This is a genomic window from Breznakia sp. PF5-3 (genome assembly GCF_029504745.1).
In the GTDB taxonomy this organism is placed as follows: Bacteria; Bacillota_I; Bacilli_A; order Erysipelotrichales; family Erysipelotrichaceae; genus Breznakia.
Window position 1 is genome coordinate 74,519 of the sequence record NZ_JAQFIQ010000002.1, and the last position, 9,804, is coordinate 84,322.

Annotated in this window: 11 protein-coding genes; 8 read left to right on the forward strand and 3 right to left on the reverse strand. The window is 31.3% G+C overall.

Features of this window, described 5'->3' with window-relative positions; genetic code table 11:
* Nucleotides 1–95: 95 nt before the first annotated feature.
* Both M2475_RS00960 and M2475_RS00965 read left to right on the forward strand, forming a co-directional pair.
* Nucleotides 96–815: a GntR family transcriptional regulator gene (locus tag M2475_RS00960; protein ID WP_277489019.1), complete on the forward strand. Its 720-nt coding sequence runs from the start codon at nucleotides 96–98 to the stop codon at nucleotides 813–815.
* Between the two features lie 61 nt (nucleotides 816–876).
* Nucleotides 877–1,320 (forward strand): PTS sugar transporter subunit IIA, encoded by a 444-nt coding sequence (locus tag M2475_RS00965; RefSeq protein WP_277489020.1) that lies wholly within the window; start codon nucleotides 877–879, stop codon nucleotides 1,318–1,320.
* A gap of 39 nt (nucleotides 1,321–1,359) precedes the next feature.
* Here M2475_RS00965 and M2475_RS00970 read toward each other — a convergent pair whose 3' ends face one another.
* A complete protein-coding gene (locus tag M2475_RS00970) occupies nucleotides 1,360–1,503 on the reverse strand; it encodes a hypothetical protein (protein WP_277489021.1) in 144 nt (47 codons plus the stop codon).
* 76 nt (nucleotides 1,504–1,579) lie between these two features.
* Nucleotides 1,580–2,149, reverse strand: a complete 570-nt coding sequence (locus tag M2475_RS00975; RefSeq protein ID WP_277489022.1) for a hypothetical protein — start codon at nucleotides 2,147–2,149, stop codon at nucleotides 1,580–1,582.
* Nucleotides 2,150–2,303: 154 nt separating this feature from the next.
* Between M2475_RS00975 and M2475_RS00980 the strand changes: the two genes are divergently transcribed.
* The 6 genes from M2475_RS00980 (at nucleotide 2,304) to M2475_RS01005 (ending at nucleotide 8,254) form a co-directional block, all read left to right on the forward strand.
* Nucleotides 2,304–3,506, forward strand: coding sequence for a diphosphate--fructose-6-phosphate 1-phosphotransferase (locus M2475_RS00980; protein ID WP_277489023.1), 1,203 nt, complete (start codon nucleotides 2,304–2,306; stop codon nucleotides 3,504–3,506).
* Between the two features lie 83 nt (nucleotides 3,507–3,589).
* A complete protein-coding gene (locus M2475_RS00985; RefSeq protein ID WP_277489024.1) occupies nucleotides 3,590–3,913 on the forward strand; it encodes a hypothetical protein in 324 nt (107 codons plus the stop codon).
* Between the two features lie 147 nt (nucleotides 3,914–4,060).
* Nucleotides 4,061–5,767, forward strand: coding sequence for a phosphoenolpyruvate--protein phosphotransferase (gene ptsP / locus M2475_RS00990; protein WP_277489026.1), 1,707 nt, complete (start codon nucleotides 4,061–4,063; stop codon nucleotides 5,765–5,767).
* 110 nt (nucleotides 5,768–5,877) lie between these two features.
* Nucleotides 5,878–6,057: a MarR family transcriptional regulator gene (locus tag M2475_RS00995; protein WP_277489027.1), complete on the forward strand. Its 180-nt coding sequence runs from the start codon at nucleotides 5,878–5,880 to the stop codon at nucleotides 6,055–6,057.
* A gap of 144 nt (nucleotides 6,058–6,201) precedes the next feature.
* Nucleotides 6,202–6,924 carry a LytTR family DNA-binding domain-containing protein gene (locus M2475_RS01000; protein ID WP_277489028.1) on the forward strand — a complete coding sequence of 241 codons (723 nt, stop codon included), beginning with the start codon at nucleotides 6,202–6,204 and terminating at the stop codon, nucleotides 6,922–6,924.
* Complete coding sequence (locus M2475_RS01005; protein ID WP_277489029.1) at nucleotides 6,908–8,254, forward strand: sensor histidine kinase; 1,347 nt, start codon at nucleotides 6,908–6,910, stop codon at nucleotides 8,252–8,254. The genes M2475_RS01000 and M2475_RS01005 overlap by 17 nt, the downstream gene beginning before the upstream one ends.
* A gap of 23 nt (nucleotides 8,255–8,277) precedes the next feature.
* On the opposite strand, the gene M2475_RS01010 is transcribed toward M2475_RS01005, so the two are convergent.
* Nucleotides 8,278–9,708, reverse strand: a complete 1,431-nt coding sequence (locus M2475_RS01010) for a tetratricopeptide repeat protein (RefSeq protein WP_277489030.1) — start codon at nucleotides 9,706–9,708, stop codon at nucleotides 8,278–8,280.
* Nucleotides 9,709–9,804 lie beyond the last annotated feature (96 nt).

A 9,804-nucleotide genomic window follows, 5' to 3' on the forward strand; every position in this document is an offset into this window, starting at 1 on the left:
ATTATATAAATCTATACTCGATAGGAAAGGGATTGTTACTTTTGTATTGACAACTGATTATAACCAGTGATAAGGTACAGATAGAGGTTGATAACATGAATAATTTTGATAAATTGCCTGTATATTATCAAGTGGCAAATAAAATTGAAGAAAATATAGAAAAAGGTATATGGAAAAAAGGAGAACCAATTCCTTCAGAAAGAGAATTAATAAAAATATATAGTGTAAGTAGAATTACAGTCCGTAATGCAATTGATGAGTTGGTTAAAAAGGGTAAATTAGAAAAGATACAAGGAAAAGGAACCTATGTTTTAGGGAAGAGTATTATCCAGAATCTTGGTAATCTATATAGTTTTACTAGAGAGATGGAAAAACAGGGAAAAATTTCAACGACCAAAGTATTGGATGTATCGATTATTAAAGCAAACACTAAAATTGCAAACCAATTAGGAGTAAAAGAAGAAGCCGAAGTAATCTACATTGAGCGCCTTCGGTGTGCTGATGAAGAGCCAATTATGATTGAAAGATCATATTTTAGTAAAGATAAATATGGCTTTATTCTTGATATTGATTTGAATAAGAAATCGCTTTATAAAACGTTAGAAGATGAATATGGTGTTTATATTAATAAAGCAATTGAAACTTTTTCAGGGTGTATGTTAACAGAAGATGAAAGTAAAAAATTAGGATATGGACCAAATCAATATGGATTGTTAGTGAAACGCACTTCATTTTCAGATGAAAAAGTTGTTTGTTATTCTACTACGGTTGCATCAGGTGATACATTTGAATTTACAATTAAATTAGAAATTTAATTGTATAATTTTTACTTTTATAGGTTATAACGATATAACCATTTAAACGAAAGGAGAAATGATGATATATGAGATTTTGAGTGAAGCATGTATTCAAACCGATGTGAAAGTGAAGCGTTGGCGCGATGCTGTTTATATTTGTGGGGAAATGTTATTGGAGCACAAAAAGATTACTCCTGCTTATATTGATTCTATGATTGATACAGCGAAGCAGATGGGTGCATCGATGATGTTGTTACCAGAAATTGCTTTTTTTCATGGTGTATCTGGATCTAAAGTAAAACAGACGTGTTTAAGTCTTATTACCTTTGAAAAGCCAGTTATATTTGAAGAGTTTCATGGGATAGAGATTAAGGCGGCAGTAGCATTTGGTGCGATTAATAGAACCTCCTATATGGAGTTGTTGGCAAATTTAGCAGCACTCTTACAAAATGAAACATTTGCGACACTATTACGAAAGCATGGTACAAAAAGTGAATTGTTGGAAATTATTAAATTTTATTAATACTGTATTTTTTAATAAGAAGAAAAAAGATTGTAGTAATTACAATCTTTTTGTTTGTGCACTTCTTTTATTATATTGTTTTGATTTATTTTGTTCTTGGTCTGGTTTCGGTTTTTGGTTTTCATTCAGGCTTTCGTTGATTTTACATATAACTGCAGCATACATAAGTTCTTCTTGCTTCATTGTTATCACCTCTTGGGTATACTATAGTCAATGTATATGAAATAAAAGAGGTTTCTATCTTAAGTTTATGTGAACATTAGTAGATGCGAATCATGTAGTAAAGAAAAACACTTAAAAATAATGTCATAACCAATTCTAAAATACCAGAGATATCGCCAAGAATTAGTAATAGAGTTACACATATTATCATAAATGCAATAATACATCGAAAGCATTTTTGATAATATGCAGGTTCATCAAATTGAAATAGATGAACATAATAAAAGATTAAACAGATAGTTAATAAACTTGATGACAATGACGTGTATACATGCAAATTAGAAAGTAATGGTTGATGTGCATTGTATGGAATAAAAAAGGAAAGAATACTAATAAATGATAAAACAGCTGCAATTGGTAACAATCGTTTTCCATATACTTTGGTTTTCTTTGTTAGATAATAGAAAGAGAAAAAATAATCTAGGGATATTGTAATTCCCCATATTTGAAAAAGAAGTCGATATTGTGGTTGATTTCCAATATATGTAAGGTTTTCATAGAAGATTGATTCTTGTACACCTAAAAGAATTGAAAAGATGGGCAAGATGATAAAAGCGAAAAGAAATAAAAGAGCTTCAATTTTATTTTCTGGTTTTAAAGATTTCATATAGTAAAGGATAACGAATTATTGAATAAGTGTCAAAATAATGTTTTCTTAATTAAAAGAAAGGCATTTGTGAAATAATTATCTTCTTTTATTGAAAAAGGTTAATTCTATATGGTAAAATAGCACTGTATGTACTATAGGAGGTATTATAAACATGGCAAATTGTTTAGTTGCACAATCTGGTGGACCTACTACCGTTATCAACGCTTCGTTAGCGGGTGTGGTAAAGGCAAACCAATTAAATCCAATCTATGACACTGTATATGGTGGATTGAATGGAATTGAAGGAATTTTAGAAGGAAGATTATATGATCTTACAAATATGAGTGAATTAGAAAACCGTATTTTGAAACAAACGCCTTCTTCAGCGTTAGGATCATGCCGTTATAAATTGAAAAGAGATGACGATACAGATTACCGTAGATTAGTTGATATCATGGATCAATTTGATATTGAAATTTTATTCTATATTGGTGGAAATGATTCAATGGATACTGTTGATGCATTGAGCCAATGGGCTAAGCAAAACGGAATCAATAAACGTTTTGTGGGAATCCCAAAAACGGTAGATAATGACTTGATGGTAACAGATCATTGTCCAGGATTTGCATCTGCTGCTAAGTTTGTAAATGCAGTAGTGACAAGTACTTGGTTAGATTATAATGTGTACACACGTGCAGAAGTATTTATTCTTGAAACAATGGGTAGAGATGCTGGATGGTTAGCAGCTTCTAGTGTAATCAGCAACAAAGTTGATTTATTAGTATTACCTGAAGAAGACTTTGATAAAGACAACTTCTTGAAACAAGTAAAGAATTGCATGGACACAAAAGGAAAATGTTACATTGTTGTTAGTGAAGGAGCACACTTTGCAGATGGAAGTTATTTAGCTGCAGCAGAAGCTAAAAATGATGGATTTGGACATGCTGTATTAGGTGGTGCTGGTAACGCACTTAAAAACATGATTTTGGATGCTGGAATTGCTCCACGTGCCAAAGTTCAAGACTTGAGTACAGCACAACGTTGTGCAAACTACTTACAATCTTATGTGGATGTTGAAGAAGCATTCAAATTAGGTATGAGTGGACATATGCGCAGTGCTGATAAAGACTTTACAGGACAAGTAGTTGGTGTTGTACGTAAAGAAGGTGCTGAATATGATGTAGATTATATTGCAGGACCTGCAAACGAATTTGCAAACCATGTGAAAAATATTCCAGCTGAATGGATTTTACCAGATTACCAAGGATTGGTTAAAGAAGCATATGACTACTTTATGCCACTTATCCAAGGAGAACCAGATTTAATTATGGAAAATGGTGTTCCTGCTTACGTGAAACCATATCACATGAGATAATAAATGAAATGTACCCTTAGTGGTACATTTTTTATCTCTAGGAAAAAAAGCAAAATTATATAATTAAGTATTGGGTGATAAGGTTGGATTTTGAACGTTTAGCATTTGAGAAAAAAGATGAACTTTTAAAACAAGTTGGAAAGATGTATCGGTATAGTGAATTAAGTTTGGAATTAAATAAAGGATTTTGTGTTAAAGAGGATAAAAATCTATATTCTTGTTTAGAGATTAAACATCGAATTGATATCGCTTTAAAACAACTATGTGATTATCAAGTACAAATCATTCGTAAGGAGTATATAGAAGATAATCGAAAGAATTGGTATTTGCAGTGGTATCACGATAAAGAGTTTAGAGTATGCAAAGAGCGAAGCATGAATGCACTTTTACATGCACTATATGGATAGAAGTAGGAAATACTGCAAACGTTTTCATTTTTGTGTTTGCAATTTCCTTTTTTTGTGAATTTTATAACTTGTTCGTAATTTGTTCATTGCCTACTGGGGGCAGGTTTGTTATAATTACTTATAGTAAATATATATGGAGGAACCAGTATGTTAAAAGGTATAGCGGCTTCAAGTGGTGTAGCAATTGCTAAAGTATACAAACTTGAAATGCCAAAGATGGAAATTGAAAAGAAAGATGCAGATGCTGCTGTTGAAGTAGAACGTTTAAACAAAGCTGTAGCAGCAACTGTAAAAGACATTGAGCAAATTAAAGAGAGAGCAGCGGCAAATCTTTCAGCAGAAGAACTAGCAGTATTTGATGCTCACTTGATGGTAGCTCAAGATCCAGAATTTATTGGTGCTGTAGAAGGACAAATAAACTCTGAAAATTGTAATGCTGAATTTGCAGCTGAAAGTGTAGCAAATATGTATGTTTCAATGTTTGAATCAATGGAAGATGCATATATGCGTGAAAGAGCTGCAGATATCAAAGATGTTACATTCCGTTTAAAAGCGAATTTATTAGGGGTAAAAATTCCAGATTTAACGGCAATCGATGAAGAAGTAGTAATCGTTGCATACGATTTAACACCTTCTGATACAGCACAATTAAATAAAAAATACACAAAAGGTTTTGCAACTGAAATAGGGGGAAGAACTTCACATTCTGCTATTATGGCGAGAAGTTTAGAAATTCCAGCAGTTGTAGGATGTAGTAGTATTTTGGAAACTGCAAAAGATGGAGATGCAATTATTCTTGATGCAATCGAGGGAGATGTAATCTTGAATCCAGATGCAGAAACAGTAAAAACGTATGAAGCAAAACGTGTTGCTTTCGAAGAAGAAAAAGAAGCACTTAAAGTATTGTTAGATGCAGAATCAGTATCAACAGATGGTCATCATGTTGAGTTAGCTGGAAACATTGGTACACCAAACGATGTAGAAGGAGTTCTTAACAATGGTGGCGAAGGTATTGGTTTATATCGTACAGAATTCTTATATATGAATTCTCAAGATTTCCCAACGGAAGAGGAACAGTTTATTGCATATAAAATGGTTCTTGAAGGTATGAAGGGAAAACGTGTGGTTGTAAGGACATTAGATATTGGTGGAGATAAAAAACTTCCATATTTTGAGTTCCCAGAAGAGATGAATCCTTTCTTAGGATATCGTGCAATCCGTCTATGTTTAGATCGTACAGATATTTTTAAAACACAATTAAGAGCGTTATGTCGTGCATCTGTTTATGGTAAATTATGTATTATGTTCCCAATGATTGCGACAGTGCAAGAATTCAAAGATGCAAAAGCAATTTTTGAAGGTGTGAAAGCTGATTTAAAAGCTGAAGGTGTTGATGTAGCAGACAACATTGAAGTAGGTATGATGGTTGAGATTCCAGCAGCAGCAGTATTGGCAGATCAATTTGCGAAAGTTGCAGATTTCTTCTCAATTGGAACAAATGACCTTATCCAATACAGTATGGCAGCAGACCGTATGAGTGAAAAAGTTTCTTACTTGTACCAACCATACAATCCATCAATTTTACGTTTGATTAAAATGACAATTGACGGTGCTCATAAAGAAGGCAAATGGGCTGGAATGTGTGGAGAAATGGCTGGAGAACCAGATGCAGTTGCAATCCTTCTTGGATTGGGATTAGATGAGTTCTCAATGAGTGCAACATCAATTTTACGAGCACGTAAAGTTGTAACTTCACTAAGCAAGAAAGAAATGGAAGATGTAGCTAGCAAATGTTTGGAAATGGATTCTGCAGAAGACGTTCAAGCATATGTTAAAAGCGTTATTAATAAATAGTATATGATTAAAGGAGCTATATGAATGCTCCTTTTTTTTAGTCAAAGGGTTGGTGATTGTTATCTCTTTATGCTATATTATGATTAACTTAAAGTTATGGAGGAAACAAGATGGAAACAAAAGAAAAAGTATTAGAAGCAATGCGTGATGCAGGAAAGCCAATGAGTGCTGGAGAAGTTGAAAAAGCGACAGGAATTGATCGTAAAGAAATCGATAAAGCATTCAAGGAATTAAAGAAAGAAGAAGCGATTGTATCTCCTGTACGTTGTAAATGGGAACCAGCAAAATAATTCATATAATACTAGGAAGAAGTCTTCTATTTAATAAAAGACTTTCTTTTTGTTTTTAAATTAAATTTGACAAACAAATTCATTCTTGAAATAATTGATTTATAAAGAGGGGCATTATATCTAATTCTAATACAGGGAGAGCTTATGAATGTATGTATATTAGAAGATGCAAAAAAAGATATCATTGAATTACAAAAATGTCTGGAAAATTATGCACAAAGAAATCAATTTCAATTACAAATTGATGTTTTTTATAATGCAAATAATTTAAGTGAAATATTAAATCGTAATTATGACTTAATATTTTTAGATATTTATTTGAATGAAGATAATGGAATAGAAGTGGCGAAAAAAATTCGCGAATATCAGGATGTTGCGATTGTTTTTTTGACGAGTAGCAAAGATTTCGCTTTGGAAGCTTTTCAGGTTCAAGCACTTCATTATATTTTAAAACCAATTGATGAAGCTCAAATAGAAGAAGTGTTTCAGCGTTATAGTGCTTATCCACACAAAGCTAAGGAGTTTATCAAAGTTAAGGTTGGGCATTCTGACATTTCAATACCAGTAGATGATATTTTATATATTGAGAAAGATTTAAAAGCAGCATTAATTCACACAAATCAAGAATGTATTCGATCATATTCAACGTTAGAGATGTTATATGAACAACTTAATCATTCTTTGTTTACAAGACCACAAAGAAGTTTTATTGTAAATTATGGATATATAAAAGAAATAAAAACCAATATAATTATTTTAAAAAACAAGGTAGAAATTTCAATGAGTCGAAAGATTCGCTCTGAAATTAAAAATGGTTATTATGAATATAAGTTTAAAAAAGTGAGAAGTGATGGAAATGCTAATTAAGTTTTTACGTTTGTTTCTTGGATACTTTATTCAAATAGTTCCATGTTTCTACTTGGTTTTTATTCCTTTTCGTTCCCGAAAAGAACTATCAAAAAAGGTTGTTATGCGTGCTTGCGTTATTTTGATGATAGGAGCAGTTTTATTTTCTGTTGGTGGGTTATTATCGTATTATGTTACAGGTAAAAATATCATTGTGAATTATTTATTCATTGCGATTGCCATAGTCGTTTTTATCTGCATTGAAGCACCAATTAAAGTGCCATTCTTTGAAAAGTTATTTATTGCGTTGCTGGTCTCACATTATGCAATTATTGTAAGTACAATTTCAAATTACGTATTATATGCGAATATTATGAATTTACCAAATAGCTCTGATCGCTTTGCGAATGGGCTTGTCGATTTATGGATTATTTTAATTGTTACAGTGATTACATTACCATTTGTAAGCAAATTCATTAGTGTTATTGTGCGAAAAATACCATTGAAATTATCTGAAGAAACATGGAGAAAGCTTTGCTTTTTACCACTTACGTTAACCATTATTTCAATTTTATCATTTGCGATGACTAGAGCGATGGAATTTAATAAGTTTACTGTAGCAAGTTTTGCAATGATTTTTATTTGTATCTTATCTACTTATTACTTAACTTTTGTACTCTTACAACAATATCGAAAAAATGTAATATTAGAAATAGAGGCCGAGGTTATGGATGTACAATTACAATTGCACAATCAAGGATATAATCAATTGGTAGAAAAAATGGATCAGTTTAGAAAGGTAAAGCATGATTTTATTCATCATATGCGTGCTATTGATGCACTTGCTCAAGCGCAAGAGAGTGAAAAAATCAGAGAATATATTGAAGGGTATTTAAATAATCAATATTTTTTAGAAAATATTAAATATTGTATGAATGCGGAAATAGATTTACTGATGCGTTATTATGCTGGTATGGCGAAAGCAGAGTCCATTCCAATAGATATTAAATTAGATATCCAAAGAGCAATTCATATTTCAGTAGCAGATATTAGTATTGTTTTGGGGAATTGTATAGAAAATGCAATTCAAGCAAATAAAGATGTTGATGAGAGCAAACGAATGCTTCGTGTTCGCGGGAGCCAAGAAGAAGAAACTTTGGTTTTCACAATTGATAATGCATATGCAGGTAGTGTTATTGAAAAAGAAGGAAAACTTATTTCTACTAAGCATCGACAAGATGCAATTGGCATTAGCAGTGTTCAAGCAATTCTAAAAAAGTATAATGGAATTTTAAAGTATTCCTATGATGATAAATATTTTTATATTTCTATATTTATTGGCAAAGAATAACCTCTATGTTTTAAACATAGAGGTTATTTTACGTAGTATCTAGAAAGCCAATCTTTAGACAAGTTTATTAAATCTTGGTTTTTGGATATTTCAACTACTTCTTCAAAAGCAGCAGTTGATTCCCTAAATTGATTTAAATTCATATAAGCAATTCCTTGATTATATCTTGAATAGTCTTTCTGTTCATTTAAGCTATAGGACTTTTTAAAATCTGCAATGGCCTTTTCGTATTTCTTTTGATTAAGGTAGATAGATCCACGATTGAAATATGCAGAGCCTTTGTGAATGTTTTTATCTATACATTTTCCATAATATTTTATAGCATTATTACTATCTTTTAAACTGTTGTAGCAACTTGCCATTATAAAGTATATTTCTTTATCACTTCCACCTTCTTTTTCATATTGTTTCCAATAGGTAATGGTATTTTTTAAATCTTTGCGCATATAGGAAACATAACCAATTTGATATAAAGTATCTAAATCTTTTGGTTGTAATTTATGAAGGTTGGCTAAAGTAGTATATGCATGATCATAGTTTTTTAGTTGCATATAGCAATTAGCTAACTTGGTAAGGACTTCTATATCATTTGCATCTGTATGTAGAAAGGCGTTGTAATCTGTGCTTGCTTCATTATATTTTTTTAGTTGAAAATAACAATCTCCACGTTTTAAATAAAGATCTGCTTTTTGTTGGATTGCTAATGCATTTGTATAAAAACCAATAGCAGTATTGAAATCATTTTGTTGATAAGCATAATCACCTTGTAATTCATCTAGTGAAGCTGCATTAGATGAATCATTTATTTTTTTCATATCTGCATTTGCAAGTGCTAATTCATTTAATTGTATATAACAAGATGCACGTTTTATAAGTAGGTTTTCATCATCTGGAGATTTAGCTAATAAATAACTTAAATCATCGACAGCTTTTTTGTAGTCTTCACACATCATATATAATTCAGCACGACTAAGTCGAGCATCTTTATTTTCTTCAAGTTCTAACAACGAAGATAGATAAGCGATAGCACTTTCATAGTCTTCAAGTGTTATTTGTAAATTTGCAAGCTTGATTAATAAATTCTTATTTTCGGGATTATCTTTTAAAGCCCGTTGATATATGGATAACGCCTTTTCATAATCTTCTAATGCAACTAGGATATCTCCTTTTAATTCAATATATGCAGTTTGTTTTTGATGACGTAAAGCGGTATCGATATAGTCTAAGGCTTTCGCAAAATTACCTTCTTCATATGCAGCAAGAGCTAAATCATAATATTTAGATCCTTGTTCTTGCTGTTCTCTTTGTTGTTTTTGATTCTCTTGAATTACACCATAAGAAACGGTACTTCCCACGATAAAAAGAATCAAAATGATAATAGCGATAGCATTTCGTTTTTCTTTTTTTATAAATCTTTTTTTATTGTTTTTTTTAGTTTTTGTTTTTTGTTTCATTTCTTTTGCCCTCAACACTTTATGTTATCTTTATTTTATCATCAAATGGAATGAAAAATTATTTTTCGGTATAAAGTGTATCGAAAATGCCTTAAA

Coding starts and splice junctions, on each gene's coding strand:
- M2475_RS00960 (WP_277489019.1), top strand. CDS start 96: ATGAATAATTTTGATAAATTGCCTGTATATTATCAAGTGGCAAATAAA.
- M2475_RS00965 (WP_277489020.1), top strand. CDS start 877: ATGATATATGAGATTTTGAGTGAAGCATGTATTCAAACCGATGTGAAA.
- M2475_RS00970 (WP_277489021.1), bottom strand. CDS start 1,503: ATGAAGCAAGAAGAACTTATGTATGCTGCAGTTATATGTAAAATCAAC.
- M2475_RS00975 (WP_277489022.1), bottom strand. CDS start 2,149: ATGAAATCTTTAAAACCAGAAAATAAAATTGAAGCTCTTTTATTTCTT.
- M2475_RS00980 (WP_277489023.1), top strand. CDS start 2,304: ATGGCAAATTGTTTAGTTGCACAATCTGGTGGACCTACTACCGTTATC.
- ptsP (WP_277489026.1), top strand. CDS start 4,061: ATGTTAAAAGGTATAGCGGCTTCAAGTGGTGTAGCAATTGCTAAAGTA.
- M2475_RS00995 (WP_277489027.1), top strand. CDS start 5,878: ATGGAAACAAAAGAAAAAGTATTAGAAGCAATGCGTGATGCAGGAAAG.
- M2475_RS01000 (WP_277489028.1), top strand. CDS start 6,202: ATGAATGTATGTATATTAGAAGATGCAAAAAAAGATATCATTGAATTA.
- M2475_RS01005 (WP_277489029.1), top strand. CDS start 6,908: ATGGAAATGCTAATTAAGTTTTTACGTTTGTTTCTTGGATACTTTATT.
- M2475_RS01010 (WP_277489030.1), bottom strand. CDS start 9,708: ATGAAACAAAAAACAAAAACTAAAAAAAACAATAAAAAAAGATTTATA.